This window comes from Rhodococcus sp. NPDC019050 (genome assembly GCF_055664235.1).
In genome coordinates this window covers 1-21,645 of sequence record NZ_JBVOON010000013.1, presented here as the reverse complement: position 1 = coordinate 21,645, position 21,645 = coordinate 1, and the positions used below count along the sequence as shown (strand labels likewise).

Genomic DNA, 21,645 nt, shown 5'->3' with positions numbered 1-21,645 from the left:
GGCCTGCCCGCGGCGCCGTGCCGCATGTCGTGGGGTCGTGAAACACTCGGTTGGTGAGGTTGTATCGGGACAACGCGGTGGTGCTGCGCCAGCACAAGCTCGGCGAAGCCGACCGCATCGTCACACTGCTCACCCGCCGCTACGGTCTCGTCCGCGCCGTCGCCAAGGGAGTACGTCGGACACGCTCGAAGTTCGGGGCCCGGCTCGAACCGTTCGCGCACGTCGACGTGCAACTCCACCCCGGCCGCAGTCTCGACATCGTCACCCAGGTGCAGACCCTCGACGCGTTCGCCGTCGGGATCGTCGACGACTACTCCCGCTACACCACCGCGTGCGCCATCCTCGAGACGGCGGAGCGGCTCGCCGGCGAAGAACGGGCACCGGCCCCGCGTCTGCACTCCCTGACCGTCGGGGCGCTCCGGGCGGTGTGCGACCACACTCGCCCACCCGAACTGATCCTCGACGCGTACCTCCTGCGCGCGATGGCCTATGCCGGATGGGCGCCCGCGATCACCCGCTGCGCACGGTGTGACCGTCCCGGCCCGCACACCGCCTTCCACGTCGCGGCCGGGGGAGCAGTGTGTGTGCACTGCCGTCCTCCCGGTGCGGCGACGCCCGCTCCCGCCGTGTTCGCGCTGCTCGACGCGCTCGTCCACGGCCGATGGGCAGAAACGGAAACAGTCGAGGCCGGAGTGCGCAACCAGGCCAGCGGGCTCGTCGCAGCACACCTGCAATGGCATCTCGAGCGTCAGTTGCGATCGCTTCCGCTCGTCGAACGCGGCGGTGCGCACGGGGCCGATCGCGGCGATCCGGGCGTCAGGCAGGATGGGACCCGTGATTCGACGACGCGCCCCACACCCATCGCCTGATCGCGCGATCCGGCCACCCGACCCCCACCCGTCGGGGGCCACACCTCCCATCCTCCAGCCCGAGCTGATTCCCCAGCACGTCGCGCTGGTCATGGACGGGAACGGGCGCTGGGCGCAGGAGCGCGGACTGCCCCGCACCGCGGGTCACGAGCGTGGCGAAGAAGTCTTGATGGACACCGTGTGCGGCTGCATCGAGATGGGCGTCAAGTGGTTGTCGGCGTACGCGTTCTCCACCGAGAACTGGAAGCGCAGCCCCGACGAGGTGCGCTTCCTCATGGGCTTCAATCGCGACGTGATCCGCCGCCGCCGCGACGAGATGCACGAGATGGGCGTCCGTGTGCGGTGGGCCGGGCGTCGTCCCCGGTTGTGGCGCAGTGTGATCAAAGAACTCGAAGCGGCCGAGGAGTTGACCCGCGACAACGACGTGATGACCCTCACGATGTGCGTCAACTACGGTGGCCGCGCCGAGATCGCCGACGCGGCCCGGGAGATCGGGCGACGGGTGGCTGCCGGGGAACTCGACCCGGAGCGCATCACGGAGGCGACCATCGCGCGGTACCTCGACGAACCCGACATGCCCGACGTCGACCTGTTCCTCCGGCCGTCCGGCGAGCAGCGCACGTCGAACTTCCTGCTGTGGCAGTCGGCCTACGCGGAACTGGTCTTCCAGGACAAGATGTTCCCCGACTTCGACCGCCGCGACCTGTGGGCCGCCTGCGTGGAGTACGCCTCCCGTGATCGCCGGTTCGGGGGTGTGAAATGACCGCCCTGCGCGACCGCATTTCCGCGGCCCTGACGCCGTTCGTCCAGTTGCGCAGCCCGGGCGCCGCGGACAACGGCGACGGTTCGTTGGGATTCGACTACGGCGCAGTCCCGTTCGCACTCCAGGTGGTCTCGCTCACCGAGGGACTCGACGTGGTGTCGCTCACCGGCGTGCTGGCGTGGGATCTCCCGCTCGGCGACGAGGTGCGTGCCCGTGTGGCATCGGCGGCCGAAGCTCTCCAGTTCGGATCGATCCACCTCATCGACCGGGAGTCCCTCGCGGACGTGATCGTCCGCTACTCCTTCCCCGCCGGCGGTCTCGACGACACTCCGCTCACCACCATGCTGCTGCTCGTCCTCGACGGCATCGCCGAAGCCCGGGAGACGGTCGCGGGCACATCGGCCACGGGGAGCGACTCGTGACCGGCGCCGGCGAGGAGCGGTGGGACCTCGCGATCCCGACCGCCGACGACGACGAACTGCGCGACCTCGTGGTCCGGACACTGGCTCAGGCGATGGACGAGGCGCCCGAACCCGACGAGGACGGTGACGTTCCGATCTGGATCGAAGACGTCCCGACGTTCGCGAGCGTCGACGCGGAGGCAGGTGTCGTACACCTGACGACCTTCATCGCGGAGAAAATCGCCGACCGGACGCGAGCCCTCGACGTGCTCGCCGACATGCAGTTCGAGTTCCCCGACTTCACATTCGTCCTGCACAAGGACCGGGTCACCGCCGAGCAGCGCGTCGGGGCATGCCCGCTCGTGCCGCTGCATCTGTTGCGTGCGGTGGGCGCGATTGTTCCGCTGACCGGGCAGGTGCGTGCGCTGGCAACGCGTCTCGGTGGCGACGCGTGCGTGTTCGACGAGCCGGCCGACACGGTGGTGGGAGAGAACCTGCTCGGCGGGGGATGCGGGTGCGGCGACTGCACCTGCGGCTGAGTCACCTGCTGCCGGTCACGCCCTCGAGGGCGCAGTCGCGGCACGTGCCGAAGATCTCGACGGTGTGACTGACCTCTTCGAAACCGTGCGCGTCGGCCACCTCGTGCGACCATCGTTCGACCTCGGGCCCGTCGACCTCCACGGTGAATCCGCAACGGCGGCACACGAGGTGGTGGTGGTGTCCCGAGGAACAGCGACGGAACAGTGATTCGCCGGAGTCGGTGCGCAGCACGTCCACGCTGCCGGCCTCCGCGAGGGACTGCAGGGTGCGATAGACGGTCGTGAGACCGATACCCTCGCCACGCTTGCGCAAGTCGTCGTGCAGGTCCTGGGCGGAGCGGAACTCTTCGGTGTTGTCGAGCAGATCGACGATCGCGCTACGTTGCCGGGTAGAGCGCACCCCCACGAGGGGTTTGCGTGCGGAGGTCACTACGGCCGTCATCCTTCCTGAGCGTGCGCGACAGCGTCGACGACGATGTGGGCGAGGTGGTCGTCGGCCAGGCGGTACAGAACTTCGCGCCCGGTGCGGTCGCCGCGGACCACTCCTGCGGTCTTGAGGACGCGCAGATGCTGGCTGATGAGTGGCTGGGTCACCCCGAGGGCGCCGACGAGTTCGTGGACGCACCGTGCGGATTCACGTAGTTCCAGCACGATGGCGATGCGGACCGGCGCCGAGAGTGCGCGGAGCAGTTCCCCCGCGGCGACGAGCGTGTCGTGCGAGAGGTGCGGGTGGGCCGGTGCGTGCGGTGTTCCGTCGTCCGTGGGGCACTCGTGGTGACCGGCGTCGACACTCACGGGACTCCTCGGGCTGTCGGGGGCCTATTGCAAACCGATACCATTTTGATATGCACAGATGTGCATGTCAACCGCCGGGAATTCGTCGCCGTGGCCGGGAGCGATAAGCTGGGTAGTTGACGCAAGCTGCGAAAACCCGCATCGAAGATGGAGAGAATCCGAGTGGCACCCAAATCCAAGATCGATACCGTCGCCAACCTCGCCAAGCGCCGAGGACTGGTCTACCCGTGTGGTGAGATCTACGGCGGCACCAGGTCGGCCTGGGACTACGGGCCGCTGGGCGTCGAGCTCAAGGAGAACATCAAGAAGCAGTGGTGGCGCAACATGGTCACCAGCCGCGACGACGTCGTCGGTCTCGACTCGTCGGTGATTCTCCCGCGCCAGGTGTGGGTCGCGTCCGGTCACGTCGGCGTGTTCAACGACCCGCTCGTCGAGTGCCTCAGCTGTCACAAGCGGCACCGCCAGGACCACCTGCAGGAGGCGTACGCCGAGAAGCACAAGCTCGACGACCCCGATGCCGTCCAGATGTCGGAGATCGTGTGCCCGGACTGCGGCACCAAGGGACAGTGGACCGAGCCGCGCGACTTCAACATGATGCTCAAGACCTACCTGGGTCCGATCGAGAGCGACGAGGGCCTGCACTACCTGCGCCCGGAGACCGCTCAGGGCATCTTCGTGAACTTCGCGAACGTGCTCACCACGTCGCGCAAGAAGCCGCCGTTCGGCATCGGCCAGATCGGCAAGAGCTTCCGCAACGAGATCACCCCCGGCAACTTCATCTTCCGCACCCGCGAGTTCGAGCAGATGGAGATGGAATTCTTCGTCAAGCCGGGCGAGGACGAAGAGTGGCACCAGTACTGGATCGACTACCGGATGGACTGGTACACCGGCCTGGGCATCAACAAGGACAACCTGCGCCTGTACGAGCATGCGCAGGAAAAGCTCTCGCACTACTCGAAGCGCACCGTCGACATCGAGTACCGCTTCCACTTCCAGGGCAGCGAGTGGGGTGAGCTCGAAGGCGTCGCCAACCGCACCGACTTCGACCTGACCACCCACTCGAAGCACTCGGGCACCGACCTGAGCTTCTTCGACCAGACCACGAACGAGCGTTACACCCCGTACGTGATCGAACCCGCAGCGGGACTTACCCGTTCGCTCATGGCGTTCCTCGTCGACGCCTACACCGAGGATGAGGCTCCCAACGCCAAGGGCGGGGTCGACAAGCGCACGGTGCTGCGTCTGGATCGCCGCCTCGCTCCCGTGAAGGCCGCGGTGCTGCCGCTGAGCCGCAACGCCGATCTGAGCCCGAAGGCCAAGGATCTTGCCGCGCAGTTGCGCCAGCACTGGAACATCGAGTTCGACGACGCCGGCGCCATCGGCCGCCGCTACCGTCGCCAGGACGAGATCGGCACGCCGTTCTGCATCACCGTCGACTTCGACACCCTCGAAGATCACGCGGTGACCATCCGCGAGCGCGACTCGATGGCGCAGGAACGCGTGAGCCTCGATCAGGTGGAGGGTTACCTCGCGCAGCGCCTGATCGGCTGCTGATCGGTCGATCCGCACCTCATCCGACTCGCCGGCCCTCCCGTCTTCACGGGAGGGCCGGCGAGTCTTTTGAACTTGGGTGAATTGTTGCCCGCTGAGCGGGCATTTTCCTACCCGGGTTCCACCCGGCGCGGCCTCAGAACCTGCCGCCGCTCGACCCACCGAAGCCGCCGCCGCCGAAACCGCCGCCCCCGAAGCCCCCACCACCGAAGCCGCCGCCGTGGCCGCCGCCGCCGAGGACACTGTTGATCAGGATGCCGCCGAGCACGGCTCCGGCGATGTTGCCGCCCGACGAACCGCCTCCGCGGGGCGGGTTGCGACGCTCCCACGACTCGACGTCCCTGCGCGCCGCGGTCAGCGCCCGTGAGGCGAGAGCCGCCGCCGTCTGCGCATGCTGAAGAGCCTGGGCAGCATCGCTCGAGGCGAGGTGCCGGGCGGCATCGAGATGACGCTGCGCCTCCGACAGCCTCGTGCGCGCCTCGGCGCCGACGACACCACGTCGCGTCCCGATGAAGTCGGATGCGGCGGTGACCTGCGCCTGCGCCGCCGTCAGATCCTGTTCCAACCGTCGACGGACGCGCGTTTCCTCCTCCTGCGCCTCCCGCGCCTGCGCCCGCAGGGCGTCGAGACGTGCATCCGTTTCCACGACACGCGTGAAGCTGCCGAGCGGGTCGGTGTGCTGTTCGGCCCGCGCGTGTGCCAGCGCCTCCTGTGCCGCCTTGCGGGCCTCGACGAGTTCCGGGCCACCCGCCGTCACGAGCCGTTCGGCGTCGGCGATGCCCTGCGCCGCGTCTTCCATGGCTGCGGGGAGGGTCGCGATGGCGTGGCGGATGTCCTCCGCGGCGTGCTCGACGCCGTCGAGGAGAGTTGCCGCGTGGCCGAGTGCGCGCTCGGACTCGCGGATCGCGCGGACGGCATCGCCCTGTTCACCGGCCGGCCGCGACACCGCGACTCGGCCCTGGTCGATGGCCTTCTCGGCGTACTCGATCTCCTCGAGCGCGAGCGACACGTTGTCCTTGACGGGCGCGAGCGCCTCCGACGGGAATTCTTCGGTCAGCTGCGCGAGAGCAGCCTCGCCCTGCGGGATACGTGCCCGCAGGCCGATGGCGCGCTGTGTCAGTGCGTCGAGCCGGTCGGGAGCGTCGAGCAGCAGGTCCCGCATCCGATCGAATGCCTCCACCTGGGCGTCGAGTTCGCGGTCGGCCTGCCCGCACGACGAAACGAGCTGGACCAGCATGTCGCGCTGTTGCTGCGGCGTCTCGGGGATGTCGTCGTCGAGCCGCTGACGGATCTCGAACGCATTCGCGAGCGCGGCCTGAGCCTGGCGGTAGGCACGGTCGAACGGTGCCACCGCGGTGTCTCCGAATTCACCGCGTGCCAACTCCAGCGCTTCTGAACTGGACCGCACCGCGTTGTCGGTGTCCACCAGCACCTTCTGGGCGTGCACTTCGAGGCCCTCGAGCGGGAGCGCGGCGAGAGCACCGGTATCGGCGGGATCGATCGCCGCAGCGCGCGCGGCAGCCGTCTCGGTGCGCTTGCGCTTGGATCGCCGCGAATACGCGTAGACGCCACCCGCACCCGCAGCAATCACACCACCGCCGACGAGGAGTGTCGTGGTCGGCGCGCTCGACGGGGTCAACGCGGAATCGAGGCCGTCCGCGGCGGCGACAGCCGCACCCGCCCAATCGCCGGTGCGCAACGCCGGGACGACGTCGTCCGAGCTGATGCGAGCGCGCTCCGACTGGGACACATCCGAACCGCTCGGGGTCCACAATGCGAACTCACGGTCGTCGGTGGCGACGGCGAGCAGCGCCGTGTCCGGGCCGAAGTTGCTGGCCCGCGCGGTCGCCTGCGCCCACGCGTCGTAGTTCTGGCCGTCGAAGCTCGACACGTACGTCACCCAGAGTTGGAGACGGTGTTCGTCGTACAGAGTGTCTGCCGCCTGCTGGATACGCGCGACGTCGTCGGCGTCGAGGACGCCTGCGCTGTCGCTGATCGGTGACTGGAGTCGTGACGGCGGCTCGGCCGACGCCGCGGCGGGCATCAGCAGCCACGCGGTCGCGGCGAGCAGGAGGGGTAGCAGCGCGGGCACGATCCGGGCGGGACGTCGGCGCGGGGACGATGCGTGGGGCATGACAACGAATCTAGTGGTTCGCGGGAACAAAGCACGGTCGGCGCGTCGCCCTGCTTCGTTCCCCGCGTCCACTGGCAGACTTGAGGGGTGAGTACCGCATCCCACCCCAGGGTCCCCGCGCCAGGCCGCGCCGAGGACGATCTCGGCACGGGCGCGCGCATCACGCGGTGGCTGAGGCGATTGGTGGTCGGTGTGCTGCTCGCCGCGATCCTCGTCGTCGGCGGAACGGCGATTCGGGTGTGGCAGGTCGCACGGATCGACGACCGGACGCCTGCCGACGCGATCGTCGTGCTCGGCGCCGCCCAGTACTCGGGAACCCCGTCGTCGGTGTTCGAAGCACGGCTCGAGCAGGCACTCAAGCTGTACGACGCGGGTGTGTCACCGAGGATCGTCACCGTCGGGGGCAAGCAGGAGGGCGATCTGTTCACCGAAGCGGCCGCGGGCAAGAACTATCTCGTCTCGAGGGGCGTGCCCGCGGAGGCGATCATCGCGGTGGAGGAAGGATCCGACACCTTGCTGAGCGTGGAAGCGGTGAGCAGGGACATGGACGAGATGGGGCTGTCCTCGGCGGTCCTGGTGAGCGACCCGTGGCATTCGCTCCGCACCCGCACCATGGCCCGCGATTCGGGACTCGACGCATGGACCGCGCCGACCCGCCAGGGACCTGCGGTGTTCACTCGCAACTCCCAGTTCCACTCCATCGCCCGGGAAACCGGCGCGCTGATCTGGTACCAGATCACCCACTTCTCGGCGGACTTCCCGTACACGGCGGAGCAATGATCTCGGCTGACCGGCCTCTCCGGGTGGCCGAGATGTGAGTGGCCGCGGTATCGGGTAGGCGGAGATGTGGGCAGGGCCGGCGACCTACGGCCGGTGCGACGAAGGACGGTCTGATGCAGGGCTACACCGAACACGATCTCGAGCGGCGTGTTGCCGAAGCGCCGAAGCGCTCGGCGCTGGACGGCGCGGAACGCGTCGCTGCCGACCGCACCGCATTCGCCCGCGACCGCGCGCGGGTCCAGCACTGCGCGGCGCTGCGCAGGCTGGCGGACAAGACGCAGGTCGTCGGACCTCGTGACGGAGACACTCCGCGGACCCGGCTCACCCATTCGATGGAAGTCGCGCAGATAGGCCGCAGCATCGCGGAGGGAGTCGGAGCAGACCCCGACGTCGTCGACCTGGCGGGCCTCGCCCACGACATCGGACACCCCCCGTACGGGCACAACGGCGAGCGTGCCCTCGACGCGGTGGCTGCGCCGTGCGGAGGATTCGAAGGAAACGCGCAGAACCTGCGCATCCTCACCTGCCTCGAACCGAAGGTTCTGTACCCCGACGGGACGAGTGCGGGGCTCAACCTCACCAGGGCAGCCCTCGACGCGACCCTCAAATACCCGTGGACGCGACCGTCCCCCGGAGCGAAGTTCGGTGCCTACGACGACGACGTCGACGTGCTGAAGTGGGTGCGGGAGGGGGCACCGGATCGGCGCAAGTGCCTCGAGGCGCAGATCATGGACTGGTCCGACGACGTCGCGTACTCCGTCCACGACGTCGAGGACGGCGTGATCGACGGCCGGATCGACCTGCGTGTACTTCGCGACGCGGACGCGGTGTCGGCCCTCATCGAACTCGGCATGCGCGAATTCTCCGATCTCGTCCCCGACGAACTCACCGAAGCGGCGAAACGACTGTCGGAGATGCCGGTGGTGATCGACGTCGGAACCTTCGACGGCACCCTCGCGAGTTCCGTCGCCCTCAAGCGACTCACCAGCGAATTCGTCGGCCGGTATGCCACCGCCGCGATCCTCGGCACTCGCGAGGTCACCGGCGACGAACCCGTGACGAGATACGACGCCGACCTGGTGATCCCGCCGGTGGTCGCGGCCGAGGTCGCCCTCCTCAAGACGATGGCGTTGCAATTCGTCATGTCCGACCGTGTGCACCGCACGCGGCAGGAAGCGCAGCGTGAACGCATCCACCGCGTCGCGGAATGGCTTCTGCGGACCGCTCCCGTGGGGCTCGATCCGTTCTTCGTCGCCGCGTGGAACAACGCGCCCGACGACGCCGCGCGGGTGCGGGTGGTCGTCGACCAGATCGCATCGTGCACCGAATCCCGGCTCGAGCGCATCGACCGCGACAGCCTCGCCGCCCAGGCCAGCTGGGGGTAGGGGTGCGACGCGCGACCACCGCTGCGGGCAGCAGCGGCGCAGCGGCTTAGAATCGAACCCGTGGCCGGCCGAATTTCAGACAGAGACATCGCGGCCATTCGCGACCGCGCTCGGATCGAAGACATCGTCGGCGACTATGTCGCCCTCAAACGAGGCGGCGCCGACTCCCTCAAGGGACTCTGCCCGTTCCACGACGAGAAGTCTCCGTCGTTCCACGTGCGCCCCAACCACGGGCACTTCCACTGCTTCGGGTGCGGCGAGGGCGGCGACGTCTACTCGTTCCTGCAGAAGATCGAACACGTCAGTTTCGTCGAGGCTGTCGAGCAACTCGCCGAGCGGGTCGGCTACACCCTCAATTACGAAGGCGGTGGCCCGTCGGTCCAGCGCGACCGCGGCACCCGTGCCCGCCTCGTCGCTGCGAATGCGGCCGCCCAGGAGTTCTACGCGGAGCAACTGCGCACCCCCGGTGCTCAGGCGGCGCGCGACTACCTCACCGAACGCAACTTCGACAGCGCCGCCGCCGAGACGTTCGGCTGCGGCTTCGCGCCCGCCGGGTGGGACCTGCTCACCAAACATCTCCTCGGTCGCGGCTTCGAGTTCTCCGAACTCGAGGCGGCCGGACTGTCGCGGGAGGGACGCCGCGGACCCATCGACCGGTTCCACCGGCGGCTGCTGTGGCCGATCCGCAATCTCTCCGGTGACGTCATCGGTTTCGGGGCGCGACGGCTCTACGACGACGACCAGATCACCGCGAAGTACATGAACACGCCGGAGACGCAGCTGTACAAGAAGTCTCAGGTGTTGTTCGGGCTGGATCTGGCCAAGCGGGAGATCGCCAAGTCGCACCAAGCCGTGATCGTCGAGGGCTACACCGACGTGATGGCCATGCATCTCGCGGGTGTCAAGACCGCAGTGGCCGCGTGCGGCACCGCGTTCGGCGACGAACATCTGGCCATGTTGCGCCGCCTCCTCATGGACGACAGTTATTTCCGCGGCGAGGTGATCTACACCTTCGACGGTGACGACGCCGGCCGCGCCGCCGCGATGAAAGCATTCGAGGGCGATCAGAAGACCGCGGCGAAGACCTACGTCGCGATCGCGCCCAAGGGGATGGATCCGTGTGAACTGCGGCAGGAGTCGGGCGATGCCGCTGTGCGGGATCTCGTCGCCCGTCGGGCCCCGATGTTCGAGTTCGTCGTGAAATCGATTCTCTCGGAACACAATCTGGACAATGCAGAGGGCAGAGTCGAGGCGTTGCGCCGCTGCGTGCCGGTTGTCGCACAGATCAAGGACCGGACCCTGCGCGACAACTACTCGGTGCAACTCGCGCACTGGGTCGGTTGGGACGACATCCCAGCGGTGCGACGCCGGGTGCAGGAAGAAGCCCGGCGGGGCGCCCGGGCACCGGAAACGAAACCGCGCGCCGGAGCCACCGTGGCCCCCGCAGCGCCTGCGTCGGCTCTGCGTCGGCCTCGCCCCAACGACCCGTCGTTGTGGCCGCAGCGCGACGCGCTCAAGGCGGCACTGCAGTATCCGGGAATCGCCGGGACCGTCTTCGATTCGTTGCCGAACGAGACGTTCACCGATCCCGCGTATGCGGCGGTGCGCACGGCCGTCGCGGCTGCCGGTGGAACCGGGTCGGGTATGGGTGGCGGCGAGTGGGTCGACGCTGTCGGCCGGGCCGCCAAGGACCCTGTGGCGCATTCGCTGGTGATGGAACTCGCCGTCGAGCCGATACCGGCCGAGGAAGACCGCATCCCGCGCTACATCGGCGGCGTACTGGCACGTCTCCAAGAGGTGTGGGTGGGGGAGCAGGTCGCGGAACTGAAGTCGAAGTTGCAGCGCATCTCGCCCGCCACCGAATCGGACGAGTTCCACGCGCTGCTCGGCGACCTCATGGCACTCGAGCAGTACCGGCGGAGCTTGCTCGACCAGGCCATCGGCGACACGAGCGGCGACGGCCTGGCCGGCTGAGCAGCTACTTCTTGAGCTGATCCCGCGGGATCATGATCGTCGTGTGCTCGTCGATCGGCTTCATCGGCTCGAGCTTCGGTTGAGGACTCAGCGAGTCGGCGAGCTTCTGTCGTCCCACCTCGATCGCCTTCTTGGTGACCGGGCTCCCCGCCACCGCCCTCGCGGTCTTGCTGATCTGCTCGTATCGGGCACGACCCGCTTTGGTGCCGAGTACATAGCCCGCGGCGACTCCGACCAACAAACCCATCAATGTGCTGTCCTTCCACCCGTGGCTACGCGTCTGTTCCATCCTGCCTGATCTTGGGCCGGACGCGCACTGTGCAGGCGATTTGGCACCGCGGCGGGTTGGGCGCTATGGTTTTCCACGCACCGGGGGAAACCGCGGAGCACCGCAGGACAATCCCCTGTAGCTCAATTGGCAGAGCATTCGACTGTTAATCGAACGGTTGCTGGTTCGAGTCCAGCCGGGGGAGCGCTTGAAATCCTCCCACCCGTCACGGGGTGGGAGGATTTTTCGTTTGTGGCCCGGGGCCGGTCGATGTGACGGTCGTGACATGGCGGGGTCACCCCGTCTCGATTCGACGGTGCCACCCCAGGTACCATTCCGGAGCGCTGTCCGATGCGGCAGCGTTCTGCGGCGACCCGTCGTCGCAGAGGGGCGGTAGCTCAGTCGGTTAGAGCCGTGGACTCATAATCCATTGGTCGCGGGTTCGAGCCCCGCCCGCCCCACGTAGATGGCACTTTTCCCAACCGGGAGAGGTGCCATCCGACGTTTATTCGTCGTTTACGGCGACGGTTCTATCCAGCAGATCCGCCACTGCAGAGTGCGTCCGACCGCGGCTCATGTACCGGTCCATCGTCATGCTTACGTGCCGATGGCCGAGGTGGTCGGCCCCGACCCGGGCCGACAGCCCCTCCTCGTCGATCAGCGTGGCGAGCGCCTTACGGAAGCTGTGCGACGTCGTGTCCGGCACCCCGAGGTCGTCGCGCACCTTCCGCCACTGCTTCCCAAGGTTGTTCGGGTCGCGCAGGGTGCCGGCCGTCGACGGGAAGATGACGCCGAGCTTCCCGAGCTGCGGCTCGTCGGCCCGACGCTTCAACATCTCGAGCGCGAACAGCGGCAACGCGATGGTCCGCAGCCCGGCTGCAGTCTTCGCCGCCTCGACGCGCTGCAACCCGACGCCCTTCGATCGCGCGACCTTCCCGGACACGGCCACGGTGCCGGCCTCGTCGTCGACGTCCGACCACCGCAGCGCGAGCAGCTCCGAGCGGCGTAGGCCCGTCGCGATCAGGAGCGTGATCGGGTCGACCAGATCGTTCGCCACGCAGTACTCCGACTCGCCGAGCGCGCCGAGCAGTGCGCGCAGCTCGTCGGCCGTGAGTGCCCGTGCACCCTTCGGGGGTGTCTTGGACTTGATGGGGGAGACGTCGCGCACCGGGTTCGCGTCCAGGGCGCCGGCGATCACCGCGATACCAAGGGCGCCCCGAAGGATTGTCTTCGCCTGCCGCGCCATCGTCGGCCCGTGCGCCTTGCTCATCGCCCGTATCGCCGTGTCGATTCGGCCAGCCGTGGCCTCACCCACCCGGACGCCGCCGATCTTGCCCTCGAGCTTCCCGGCCGCGAACCGGTACGTGTCCATCGTCGCCGCGGCCCGACCCTCGTCGTCGAGGCGCAGCAGGTACGTCGTCATCAATGCCGTGATGGTGGTCGAGTCGGTCACCTCGTTCTCGCTCGGTGCACGACGTGAATCGAGGTGGTCGAGAAGCTCCTGTTCGGCGACCTTCCCATGTTGGTCGCGGGTGCCGGCGGGGGTGCGTCGCTCAACGCGCCTGACGACGCCGTCTGTGTCGCGGAACCGGCAGTGCGCAAGCCAGATACCGCCGCCGAGGTCGCGGCGTGTGATCTTTCCGTGCTGCCCGATGCGAAGCGGTGGTCTGCCGGCCATCTAGCGCTTCATTTCAGATGGGAACCGGGCGGCGTGGGCATTGTGCATTGCGCATCAATCTCGGCTACGTCGATTCCCTCGACGGCAGGAGTTTCCAGCCTCACGTCTCGGCTATCTCGAGCGCTCGGTGACACAGCAACGAACGGGAAGTAGTGTCGCCATAGGTCGGCTATCGCAGCGTCGTGCAGCCGCTCGTGGACCCTGTTTAGGGTGTACCCCCAATCCCGCCCTGTACCTTCTGGCAGAACCACGGCTAGTCCGCACCGGTCTATGTAGTCATGGGTCCACTCGCCGATGTTCGGAGCATATTCTGGCCCTTCCCATCTCGCGTCCAGGCCGGACTCTTTGAAGGAACGGAAGTCCTCGTCGGCGCGGGTCAATCGCTCCTCGGTGACCGCACTCGGAATGCCCAGCAGTTCCAGCGCGCTCACCGGAGTGGTCCGCAGATGGTGTGCCAGCCAGTGGGTAATTGCAGCCACCGATGAGTGCGCGACGTACGGACCCTGCCGGCCCTCGGATAGTTCGATCGCGAACCGCATGATCTGAGACTCACCGATCGCCCGATCGAACCGTTGTTCGCTCCCTCGCAGGTCCTGCAGTTCCGTCACTATCGCGTCTAGGTTCTGCTGGTAGACGTACTGAAGGCCACCGCCCGCAGGCGCTAGTGCTATCGCATCCACGCCGAGAACCTTGGCGACCGTGAACGCCTCAGTGAACCGAACTGGGCGGGTCCCTGCTTCGACTCGCGAGACCGTTCCTTGTGACCAGTTCAGGCCAGCTGCCCGGAGTAGGTCCGACAGCTCTCCCTGACTGAGATCTCGGGAGGTTCTTAGATCTTCGATTCGCTTGCCTACCGCTTCGTCTGCGTCCACGGCACCAGGGTATCGCAGTTTGCGGTATTGACCAACGAATCTCAATGCGTATCGTGATAGTCGATTAAATAAATCGAAGTTTGAGATAGTCGGAGGCGAGATGCATACCAGTGAGGACTACTGGCTGAGTCGCGACGAGGTCGCGGGTCGGCTGAAGCTGCCGGCGAAGACGTTGGCGCAGTGGGCGACGCAGAAGAAGGGGCCGCGGTTCTCGAAGATTGGCCGATTTGCCCGCTACAAGCTCAGCGACATCATCGCGTGGGAGGACGCCCAGGCCACCGGCGGCGCGGCCTGATGGCCACGGCGGCTACGAACGAAAGCGCCCGCCCGGTGCTGGAACACCGGACGGGCAGTGAATCCGACCCCTACCAAGAAGAAGGTTCGATGACCGACTTTACCGGCTACGCCGTAGCCTGCTGTTTCGACACTGGGCAGGTTGACCAGCTCGGCACGTTCACGACGGACGTGGCCGCAAAGGATGCCGCGATTACCCACGCGTCGACGTGGGCTAACGACCTCGGTTCCAGCATGGCGTTCGACCCCGCTGCAATGACGGCCAGGCTCGGGACCGGCGACGTGCTCGAGTATCAGATTGTTGCCGACAGTGCCCCATGCTGGTTCGTCGGTGCCGAGTCGGCGTTCGATGACGGCGAGACCGTGACCCCGGCCGAGGTGTATCGCACCTACGAACGGACACTCGTCAGCGACCGCAACATGGCCACAGTGACTACGGCGCTGGATCTCCTCGTTGTGGGTCGACTCCGCGGGACTGAGATGCAGGTGTGGTGCGAAACCCGCGGCAGCTTAAGCCCGAGCGCCGCTCGTGTGCTCGGTGCTGCGCTCGCGCAGGCCGTCGACGCCGCCGAGGCTCGGGCCGCCGCCGAGGTTCGGGAGTCGTTGTGAGTGCCGTCGAGCATGCCCTCGCTGCAGAGGGGCTGCTCGATGCCGCGATCCTCCGCGCATCCACAGTCGACTCTGCTGCAGCGTTCGAGCACGTGCTTGCAACGGATTTCGACAACCCGAGCCTCGGTGTCATATTCGAGACCGCCGCCGAGCTCCGCGCCGCAGGCCGGCCACACGACCCGGTGACGGTACTCGACGAGCTGACCCGCTGCGGGCTGACTGCCGGTCATGCGGGTGAGACGCTCCGTAAGCACCTACTCGACGCCACAACCAATGAGGCAGCAGCCTCACCCCTCGCAGTCTGCTCGTATGCGTGCGCCGTTGTCTCCGAGTCCTATAGAAGGAGATTCGAGATACTCGGCAAGTCGTTGGTTGAAGCCTCAGCGAGTTTTGCTGAACATGACCTGTTGCCGCTGCTCCGATTGGGAGGGGCCGCCGCTGTCGCGCACGCCGATCGGTTGTCCAAGCTCCGTGAGGCAACGGGGGCCGTGGTATGAGCGTCGCTGTGACAGAACTGCCGGTGGCGGAACGCTTCTGGACTGCTCGTCCGGTCCTGGAACATATCCGCGAGTTCGCCCGTGCTCGACGATCCGGGCCGTGGTCGACACTTCTTGTTGTCCTCGCACGGGCCGTCGCCAGCGTCGAACCCAACGTGATGATCCCGCCGACGGTAGGGGGTTCTGTCTCACTCAACCTGTTCGGTGCACTCGTAGGGCACTCGGGGTCTGGCAAGGGTGCCTCTGAGGGCGCGGGTCGGGATGCAGTGCAGTTCGTCGATTTCAACGGCCGAGTTATCGACCTCGACGAGCTGCCGCTCGGATCTGGGGAAGGTGTGGCGCGCACATACCGCCCCGCCGGCACCAGCGACGAAGAGCCGAATCCTCGTACGCGTGCGCTGTTCTCGGTGCCCGAGGTCGACACTCTCACGGCGCTCGGGCAGAGGCAGGGTGCCACACTCATGGCCGAACTGCGGAAGCTCTACATGGGCGAGCAGCTTGGTTTCAACAACGCATCCAAAGCCACGTGCTCAGTGCTGTCCGCGCACACTTACCGGGCATCGCTGCTCGTTGGGGTGCAGCCGGCGAAAGCCGGACCGTTGCTGCACGACGCAGACGGGGGAACGCCGCAACGGTTCGTGTTCCTCCGCGTAGACGACCCGGATGCACCCGACGAGCCACCGCCGGCACCGGCCCCGTTTGTGGTGAAGCTGCCGCGCTGGGGTAGCGGCCGGGTCCACCTGACCGTGCCCGAGATTGCTCGTGTGGCGATGGACCGGCACCGGGTCGCGATCCTTCGGGGCGAGGACGTCGATCCCCTCGACGGGCACCGGATGTTGACTCAGTTGAAGGTGGCGGCTGCGCTGCTGATCCTCGACGGACGCACTGTCATCGATGGTGAGGACTGGACGTTGGCGGGGATCGTGGTCCGGGAGTCGAACCGCGCCCGTACTGGCATCGAACGGACTCTCGCCGAGCGCACCCGAGCGGCGAACCGTGCACGTGCCGAGGTGAAGGCAGACGAGGCCGATCTACTCCACGATCGGGCGGCGCAGCATCTCCGAAATCGGGCACGTAGCGCTGTCTTGCGCAGGCTCAGGCGCGGGGAATCCACCCGAAAGGACCTTCGGTCGGCGATGCGCAACGACCTACGGGGTGATCTTGACCCGACATTGGCCGACCTGATCGAAGAAGGCGCGGTTATTGAGACTGCGGGGGTGTACGCGCTGCTGGGGGAGTACGGGGGTACGGACTGTACCCCCCTCGAAAACTCGCTTTGACCTGCTGAAGCGGCGGGGGTACGGCCCGTACCCCCGTACCCCCGCCCCGCCCACATCTGACCTGTGAAAACGAGGAATCATGACCAAATCCGCCCTCGAATGGCATGTCGGCGCCACCGACGAGGTGACCCAGTGACGCAACACCGTCTGTCGCAGGGTGTCGCAGTCGCAGGAACTACCGCGATCTGCGCAGCGGCGTTCGTCCTGTCGTTCGCCGCTCTGACCGACCTTGCTGCGCGCTCGGGTGTCACGGTGCCGTGGCTGTGGCCCGCGATCGTCGACGGGCTGATCCTGGTAGCAACGGTTGCAGTTGTCGCGGGTGCCGGGCGCTACGCCTGGCTGCTACTGCTCGTCGGTGCCCTGGTCTCGGTCGCGGGCAATGTGTTGCACGCCGGGCTACCGGACGGGCCGCTACCCATCTGGTTGCGTGCCACTGTTGCCGCAGTGCCGCCGGTAGCGCTGGTTGCTGTAGCGCACTTGGCTGTCGTGCTACGCCGCGCAACAGTCGGTATCGCAGCCTCGGAGGAGTCGCCTGACGGACTCGATGCAGGTGCTGCAGCTGCAGCACCCCGAATCACTGACACGATCGAGTTGTGCACTCCGTCGTCGACGCTCATCGTCGAGCCGGACCCCGAGCCGGACGGGACACTGTCCGGCGGTGTGTCCTCAGAGCCCGTTGATCCGCCCAATGCGGCACGGGAGGGCGCGACGAAAACCAGGGCACTGCAACTGCTCCACGAAGGGATCGACCCGCGCAGCGTCGCAAGCCAACTCGGAGTCCACCGCACCACCGTCTACCGCTGGCGCAGGGCGGTCGCCCTGGCATGACAACCTCACCCCTCTACACCCGCCACACGCACCGCGCATAGCCCCGCCACTGCCCGTCCCGAACAGGCATAGGCGCGGTTTCGCGAGTACTCGGATACACGGCGCACTGCACTGATGGACCTTCGCGCGGCAACGGCTTGCAGACGCTGTAGCGCTGACCTCGCGAATGATTTGTGTCTTCGCTCGGGTCTATGCATCGCCTACATTCGCAACCGGGCAAGATGACCTGCTGAGCGTTGCTGTTGTCTGCGAAGGGGTGGGGTCGGTCATGGGTTCTGTTCACGAGGTCATCGAGGCGTTCCGGCAGGCGCCGACGAACTCGGAACGAGGCACCAAGTTCGAACAGCTGATGGTCCGCTACTTTCAACTCGACCCGATGCTCGCCCAGCAGTACGACCAGGTGTGGCGGTGGACCGACTGGCCGGGCCGCGACGGCAAACCGGACACCGGAATCGACCTCGTCGCCCGCGAACGCGACACTGGCGCTCTGACAGCGATTCAGTGCAAGTTCTACGAACCGACCCACACCCTCGCCAAGGGTGACATCGACTCGTTCTTCACCGCGTCGGGGAAGAAGCCGTTCACGAACCGGGTAATCATCTCCACCACCGACCGGTGGGGCAAGAACGCCGAGGACGCCCTCGACGGGCAGAACGTGCCGGTGCAGCGGATCGGCCTGGCAGAAATCGCGGAGTCGCCGATCGACTGGGACATCGCCTGGCCGGCCGGTGAACTGCAGGTCGGCCTGTCGGAGGCGAAACGGCACGAGCCACGCAGCCATCAGCAGGACGCGATCGATGCGGTGTTCGGCGGGTTCGAGGCCGGCAATGACCGCGGCAAGCTGATCATGGCCTGCGGCACGGGAAAGACGTTCACGGCGCTGAAGATCGCTGAACGCACCGCCACCGAGAATGGTGGGAGCGCGAAGATTCTGTTCGCGGTGCCGTCGATCTCTCTGCTGTCGCAGACGCTGCGGGAATGGACCGCGCAAACCCAGCTTGAGCTGCGGGCGTTCGCGGTGTGCTCGGACACCAAGGTCTCGCGCTCCGCGGAGGACGTTGCAGTCCACGACGTCGCGATCCCCGTCACCACCGACGCCGCGACCCTGGTGCAGGAGATGGGACACCGCAAACGAGCCAAGGGACTGACGGTGGTGTTCACCACCTACCAGTCCCTCCCCGTCGTCGCGAAGGCGCAGACGCAGGGCGTCGACGCCTTCGACATGGTGATCTGCGACGAGGCGCATCGCACCACGGGCGTCACACTGTTCGGGGACGACGAGTCGAACTTCGTGAAGGTCCACGACGCCACCTACCTCAAGGCCGACCGCCGGTTGTACATGACGGCGACGCCGAGGATCTTCGACGAGTCCGTTCGGGAGAAGGCCGACGAGCACTCCGCCGAGTTGTCGTCGATGGACGACGAGGACAAGTTCGGGCCCGAGTTCCACCGCCTATCGTTCGGCGACGCCGTCGAGCGGGGTCTGCTCACCGACTACAAGGTGATCGTGCTGACCGTCGACGAGGACCTCGTCGCCTCCCCGCTTCAGCAGCAGTTGGCTGGCGAGTTCTCCGAGCTGCGGCTCGATGACGCGTCGAAGATCGTCGGCTGCTGGAACGGCCTCGCCAAACGCGCAGGGAAGACACCTGACGGAACCGGATTCGCCCCCGGCGAGGCCCCGATGCGGCGGGCGGTGGTGTTCGCGAAGGACATCGCCGCCTCCAAGCAAGTCGCCGAGGTGTTCCCCTCCGTGGTGGACGCCTACCGGGACCTGCTCGCGGAGAACGAGAACGACGGGCATGCGGTGTCGTCGACGAACCTCGATCTCGCGTGCTCGGTCCACCATGTCGACGGCACCTTCAACGCCTTGCAGCGCAACGCCGAACTCGCATGGCTCAAAGCCCCCGTGCCTGAGGGCGAGTGCCGGATCCTTACCAACGCCCGCTGCCTCTCCGAGGGCGTGGACGTCCCCGCGCTGGATGCGGTGATGTTCCTCAACCCCCGCAACTCCGTGGTCGACGTCGTCCAGTCCGTGGGCCGGGTGATGCGCAAGGCCGACAACAAGGACTACGGCTACATCATCCTGCCCGTCGCGGTCCCAGCTGGCGTCTCGCCATCGCGCGGGCCTTGTCGGACAACCAGCGGTTCAAAGTGGTCTGGCAGGTCCTCAACGCGTTGCGTGCGCACGACGACCGGTTCAACGCGATGGTCAATTCCATCGCTCTGAACTCCACCGCTGCCGGCAAGAAAGTCGGCAAGGGCACCAGCATGCTGATGGGCGATCACATCGGCCCCGTCAGCGACTACGACGAATCCGTCGGCGGCACAGGCACCTCCGAACCTTCGGACCCCGTTGGCGCCGACACCGCGCCCGGTGCCGGTGGGCAGTTGGCACAGCAGATGGCGCTGTTTTCACTATCGGAGTGGCAGGAGGCGATCGTCGCGAAGATCGTCGACAAGGTCGGAACCCGGGCCTACTGGGAGGACTGGGCCGCCGATGTCGCGGACATCGCCGCCGCGCAGATCACCCGCATCCGCGCACTCCTCGACGGCGCCGACCCCGAGGTCGCGGCGGCGTTCGAGCTGTTCCACCAAGGGCTCAAGGACAACCTCAACAACTCCATCAGCCGCGACGACGCGATCAGCATGCTCAGCCAGCACCTGATCACCAAGCCGGTGTTCGACGCCCTGTTCGCCGAACACGACTTCGCCTCCCACAACCCGGTCTCCCGGGTGATGCAGGCGATGGTCGACACGCTCGGCGACTCCGGCCTGGAGGCGGAGACCGCGAAGCTCGAGGGTTTTTACGCCTCGGTACGGGTCCGGGCCGCCGAGGTCACGACCTCCGACGGCAAGCAGAAGGTGATCGCGGAACTGTACGAGAAGTTCTTCCGCATCGGCTTCAAGAAGCAGTCCGAGGCCCTGGGCATCGTCTACACCCCGGTCGAAGTCGTCGACTTCATCCTCCGCGCCGCCGACCAGGCATCGCGGGAAGCGTTCGGCCGCGGCCTCACAGACGAAGGCGTCCACGTCCTCGACCCGTTCACCGGCACTGGAACCTTCATGACCAGGCTGCTGCAGTCCGGGCTCATTGCACCCGGCGATCTGGTCCGTAAGTACGCGAACGAGTTGCACGCCAACGAGATCATGCTCCTCGCCTACTACATCGCGGCCGTGAACATCGAGTCCACCTACCACGCCCTCATCGGCACGGACAGTGCCTCGACCTACAGCCCCTTCGAGGGCATCGTCCTCGCGGATACCTTCCAGATCACCGAGGACGGCGACAGTCTCGACGCGGTGATGTTTCCGCAGAACAACGATCGCATCGTCCGGCAGAATGCCACCCCTATCAATGTCGTCATCGGCAACCCGCCGTACTCGGTCGGGCAGACCTCCGCGAACGATCTCAACGCGAACATCGGCTACCCGACTCTGGACGGTCGGATCGCCGACACGTACGCCAAGCGCTCGACCGCGAAAAGTCAGCGGACCCTCTACGACTCGTACCTGCGGGCATTCCGGTGGGCGACCGACCGTATCGGCGACACTGGCGTGGTTGCGTTCGTTTCGAACGGCGGTTGGATCGACGGCAACACCGCCGACGGCATCCGCCTGTCCCTCTCGGACGAGTACTCCCGCATCTACGTCTACAATCTGCGCGGCAACCAACGGACTGCCGGTGAGCTCTCCCGCAGGGAAGGTGGGAAGGTCTTCGGATCCGGCAGTCGCAATACCGTCGCCATCTTCGTCGGCATCAAGAACCCCAAACACATCGGGCCGGTGGAGGTGTTCTATCGGGACATCGGCGACTACATGAGCCGCGAAGACAAGCTCCGCATCATCGAAGACAGCACCCTTGCCAGCATCGAGTGGCAGGCCATCACACCCAATGTTCACGGCGACTGGGTCAACCAGCGCAACGACGAGTTCAAGACTTGGCCGGCGATTGGCGACAAGAAGGTTCAGTCAGGGAGAACAACTGTCTTCACAGCGTATTCGCTTGGCCTCGCTACCGGCCGCGATGTGTGGTGTGGCAGGTCCCCGATAGTCGGTCCGGTCGGTTCTAGAGCCGATTCCTACTTGCAGTCGATCAGTCGATCTCACACGCCACCGGCTGGTGCCGGT

19 protein-coding genes, 2 tRNA genes and 1 pseudogene are annotated in these 21,645 nt (G+C 66.7%); 16 read left to right on the top strand and 6 right to left on the bottom strand.

The annotated features are described in order from the left end of the window. The first annotated feature begins 53 nt into the window (after positions 1–53). The 4 genes from recO to AC0B44_RS14410 are packed head-to-tail and all read left to right on the top strand — an operon-like array spanning position 54 to position 2,572. Positions 54–869 (top strand): DNA repair protein RecO, encoded by an 816-nt coding sequence (gene recO, locus AC0B44_RS14425; RefSeq protein ID WP_471903531.1) that lies wholly within the window; start codon positions 54–56, stop codon positions 867–869. Next, positions 826–1,632, top strand: coding sequence for an isoprenyl transferase (locus tag AC0B44_RS14420; RefSeq protein ID WP_471903530.1), 807 nt, complete (start codon positions 826–828; stop codon positions 1,630–1,632). Before recO ends, AC0B44_RS14420 begins: the two co-directional genes overlap by 44 nt. Further along, on the top strand, positions 1,629–2,054 hold the full coding sequence (locus AC0B44_RS14415) for a hypothetical protein (RefSeq protein ID WP_471903529.1): 426 nt from the start codon (positions 1,629–1,631) through the stop codon (positions 2,052–2,054). Before AC0B44_RS14420 ends, AC0B44_RS14415 begins: the two co-directional genes overlap by 4 nt. Beyond that, positions 2,051–2,572, top strand: coding sequence for a T3SS (YopN, CesT) and YbjN peptide-binding chaperone 1 (locus tag AC0B44_RS14410; RefSeq protein ID WP_471903528.1), 522 nt, complete (start codon positions 2,051–2,053; stop codon positions 2,570–2,572). Before AC0B44_RS14415 ends, AC0B44_RS14410 begins: the two co-directional genes overlap by 4 nt. A gap of 1 nt (position 2,573) precedes the next feature. Here AC0B44_RS14410 and AC0B44_RS14405 read toward each other — a convergent pair whose 3' ends face one another. Together AC0B44_RS14405 and AC0B44_RS14400 are read right to left on the bottom strand one after the other, a co-directional pair. Further along, positions 2,574–3,014 carry a Fur family transcriptional regulator gene (locus tag AC0B44_RS14405; protein WP_471903527.1) on the bottom strand — a complete coding sequence of 147 codons (441 nt, stop codon included), beginning with the start codon at positions 3,012–3,014 and terminating at the stop codon, positions 2,574–2,576. Beyond that, entirely contained in the window at positions 3,011–3,367 is a 357-nt protein-coding gene (locus tag AC0B44_RS14400; RefSeq protein WP_471903526.1) for an ArsR/SmtB family transcription factor, read from the bottom strand. Before AC0B44_RS14400 ends, AC0B44_RS14405 begins: the two co-directional genes overlap by 4 nt. 162 nt (positions 3,368–3,529) lie before the next feature. Here AC0B44_RS14400 and AC0B44_RS14395 point away from each other — a divergent pair, with 162 nt between their 5' ends. Then, the gene (locus AC0B44_RS14395) at positions 3,530–4,921 is read left to right on the top strand and encodes a glycine--tRNA ligase (RefSeq protein WP_471903525.1); all 1,392 of its coding nucleotides are present in this window, start codon (positions 3,530–3,532) and stop codon (positions 4,919–4,921) included. A gap of 133 nt (positions 4,922–5,054) precedes the next feature. On the opposite strand, the gene AC0B44_RS14390 is transcribed toward AC0B44_RS14395, so the two are convergent. After that, entirely contained in the window at positions 5,055–7,052 is a 1,998-nt protein-coding gene (locus AC0B44_RS14390; RefSeq protein WP_471903524.1) for a TPM domain-containing protein, read from the bottom strand. Between the two features lie 159 nt (positions 7,053–7,211). Here AC0B44_RS14390 and AC0B44_RS14385 point away from each other — a divergent pair, with 159 nt between their 5' ends. From AC0B44_RS14385 to dnaG, 3 genes are all read left to right on the top strand, one after another. Next, complete coding sequence (locus AC0B44_RS14385; protein ID WP_471903633.1) at positions 7,212–7,832, top strand: YdcF family protein; 621 nt, start codon at positions 7,212–7,214, stop codon at positions 7,830–7,832. Between the two features lie 113 nt (positions 7,833–7,945). Beyond that, the gene (locus tag AC0B44_RS14380; protein ID WP_471903523.1) at positions 7,946–9,217 is read left to right on the top strand and encodes a deoxyguanosinetriphosphate triphosphohydrolase; all 1,272 of its coding nucleotides are present in this window, start codon (positions 7,946–7,948) and stop codon (positions 9,215–9,217) included. A gap of 60 nt (positions 9,218–9,277) precedes the next feature. Beyond that, a complete protein-coding gene (gene dnaG / locus AC0B44_RS14375; protein WP_471903522.1) occupies positions 9,278–11,191 on the top strand; it encodes a DNA primase in 1,914 nt (637 codons plus the stop codon). A gap of 4 nt (positions 11,192–11,195) precedes the next feature. On the opposite strand, the gene AC0B44_RS14370 is transcribed toward dnaG, so the two are convergent. Next, complete coding sequence (locus AC0B44_RS14370; RefSeq protein WP_206036732.1) at positions 11,196–11,441, bottom strand: hypothetical protein; 246 nt, start codon at positions 11,439–11,441, stop codon at positions 11,196–11,198. A 150-nt stretch (positions 11,442–11,591) separates the two neighbouring features. Between AC0B44_RS14370 and AC0B44_RS14365 the strand changes: the two genes are divergently transcribed. Continuing rightward, positions 11,592–11,664 (top strand) — tRNA-Asn (locus AC0B44_RS14365). A gap of 182 nt (positions 11,665–11,846) precedes the next feature. After that, positions 11,847–11,920: transfer RNA gene (locus AC0B44_RS14360), tRNA-Ile, on the top strand. Between the two features lie 44 nt (positions 11,921–11,964). Here AC0B44_RS14360 and AC0B44_RS14355 read toward each other — a convergent pair. Together AC0B44_RS14355 and AC0B44_RS14350 are read right to left on the bottom strand one after the other, a co-directional pair. Beyond that, positions 11,965–13,137 (bottom strand): site-specific integrase, encoded by a 1,173-nt coding sequence (locus tag AC0B44_RS14355; RefSeq protein ID WP_471903521.1) that lies wholly within the window; start codon positions 13,135–13,137, stop codon positions 11,965–11,967. Between the two features lie 8 nt (positions 13,138–13,145). Further along, entirely contained in the window at positions 13,146–14,009 is an 864-nt protein-coding gene (locus AC0B44_RS14350; protein WP_471903520.1) for a helix-turn-helix domain-containing protein, read from the bottom strand. 100 nt (positions 14,010–14,109) lie between these two features. Between AC0B44_RS14350 and AC0B44_RS14345 the strand changes: the two genes are divergently transcribed. The 6 genes and pseudogenes from AC0B44_RS14345 to AC0B44_RS14320 all read left to right on the top strand — a co-directional run. Next, entirely contained in the window at positions 14,110–14,304 is a 195-nt protein-coding gene (locus tag AC0B44_RS14345; RefSeq protein WP_471903519.1) for a helix-turn-helix transcriptional regulator, read from the top strand. Beyond that, on the top strand, positions 14,304–14,912 hold the full coding sequence (locus AC0B44_RS14340) for a hypothetical protein (protein ID WP_471903518.1): 609 nt from the start codon (positions 14,304–14,306) through the stop codon (positions 14,910–14,912). The genes AC0B44_RS14345 and AC0B44_RS14340 overlap by 1 nt, the downstream gene beginning before the upstream one ends. Further along, positions 14,909–15,409, top strand: a complete 501-nt coding sequence (locus tag AC0B44_RS14335; protein ID WP_471903517.1) for a DnaB-like helicase N-terminal domain-containing protein — start codon at positions 14,909–14,911, stop codon at positions 15,407–15,409. Before AC0B44_RS14340 ends, AC0B44_RS14335 begins: the two co-directional genes overlap by 4 nt. A 266-nt stretch (positions 15,410–15,675) precedes the next feature. Beyond that, positions 15,676–16,689 carry a hypothetical protein gene (locus AC0B44_RS14330; protein ID WP_471903516.1) on the top strand — a complete coding sequence of 338 codons (1,014 nt, stop codon included), beginning with the start codon at positions 15,676–15,678 and terminating at the stop codon, positions 16,687–16,689. A gap of 132 nt (positions 16,690–16,821) precedes the next feature. Next, complete coding sequence (locus AC0B44_RS14325; RefSeq protein WP_471903515.1) at positions 16,822–17,517, top strand: helix-turn-helix domain-containing protein; 696 nt, start codon at positions 16,822–16,824, stop codon at positions 17,515–17,517. A 268-nt stretch (positions 17,518–17,785) separates the two neighbouring features. After that, positions 17,786–21,645: pseudogene (locus AC0B44_RS14320) on the top strand (DEAD/DEAH box helicase); the annotation flags it as partial.

Coding starts and splice junctions, on each gene's coding strand:
- AC0B44_RS14390 (WP_471903524.1), bottom strand. CDS start 7,052: ATGCCCCACGCATCGTCCCCGCGCCGACGTCCCGCCCGGATCGTGCCC.
- AC0B44_RS14415 (WP_471903529.1), top strand. CDS start 1,629: ATGACCGCCCTGCGCGACCGCATTTCCGCGGCCCTGACGCCGTTCGTC.
- AC0B44_RS14345 (WP_471903519.1), top strand. CDS start 14,110: ATGCATACCAGTGAGGACTACTGGCTGAGTCGCGACGAGGTCGCGGGT.
- AC0B44_RS14355 (WP_471903521.1), bottom strand. CDS start 13,137: ATGGCCGGCAGACCACCGCTTCGCATCGGGCAGCACGGAAAGATCACA.
- AC0B44_RS14380 (WP_471903523.1), top strand. CDS start 7,946: ATGCAGGGCTACACCGAACACGATCTCGAGCGGCGTGTTGCCGAAGCG.
- AC0B44_RS14405 (WP_471903527.1), bottom strand. CDS start 3,014: ATGACGGCCGTAGTGACCTCCGCACGCAAACCCCTCGTGGGGGTGCGC.
- AC0B44_RS14420 (WP_471903530.1), top strand. CDS start 826: ATGGGACCCGTGATTCGACGACGCGCCCCACACCCATCGCCTGATCGC.
- AC0B44_RS14340 (WP_471903518.1), top strand. CDS start 14,304: ATGGCCACGGCGGCTACGAACGAAAGCGCCCGCCCGGTGCTGGAACAC.